This is a genomic window from Stenotrophomonas maltophilia group sp. Smal13 (assembly GCF_030236855.1).
Taxonomy (GTDB): Bacteria; Pseudomonadota; Gammaproteobacteria; order Xanthomonadales; family Xanthomonadaceae; genus Stenotrophomonas; species Stenotrophomonas maltophilia_A.
The window spans coordinates 1-772 of the sequence record NZ_JASJSQ010000182.1 but is presented as its reverse complement, the minus strand read 5'-3'; the positions used below and the strand labels follow the sequence as shown (position 1 = coordinate 772).

Genomic DNA, 772 nt, shown 5'->3' with positions numbered 1-772 from the left:
CGAGAGCCGGCGTGGGCCGCCGTGCGAGCCTAGATCTCGACGATCCGTAACCAGGATCGCGACGATCGCCATGTAGCTTGGCGCCCACGCCGGAATCTCCCTTGATCCGCCCGAACAGTTGCTGGAGCGACCACTCGAAGCGATAAGACTGGGCAAGCGGGGGAGCTCTCGACCCTTCCAGACTATACGGAGTCAGGTGATGAACGGGATCGGGATTGATGTCAGCAAGCGTCAGCTGGATATCGGTACGACGGACGGAGAAACCCTGCAGGTCAGCAACAACCGCTCCGGGTTTTCTGAACTGGATGTTTGGCTGAAGAAGCGTCCGACCCGCCAGATCGTGCTTGAAGCCACGGGTGGCTATGAGCAGCCGGTGCTGGATTTCCTGCACAAGGCCGGTCATCCGGTGGCCCGTGCCAATGCCTTGCGCGCCCGGAAACTGGCTCAGGGGTTGGGTCAGACTGCCAAAACCGACCGTTTGGATGCCTACGCGTTGGCGCAGATGGCCGCCCTGGTGAAGCTGCCTCCCTATCAGCCGCTGCAGCCTTGGCAGCAGAAGATGCGGGAGTTCGTTCGGGCACGTCGGCAGGCGATGGACGCCCTGACCATCGCGCGGCAGCAGCAGGAAATGGTGCTTGATCGTGAACTGCGCCGACTACTGCAGGGCAACATCACCCGCCTACAAACGTTGGCTGAGCGTCTGGGCAAGCAGATCGCCGAGCAGGTTGGTCAGCAGCCTCAACTGAAGACGCTGAAGTCGATGAAGGGCGTA

1 protein-coding gene is annotated in these 772 nt (G+C 61.5%); it reads left to right on the top strand.

Going from position 1 to position 772, the window contains the following annotated elements:
- Positions 1–199: 199 nt before the first annotated feature.
- Positions 200–772: transposase (locus tag QRO95_RS25270; protein ID WP_285303762.1), on the top strand; the 573-nt coding region annotated here is incomplete at its 3' end.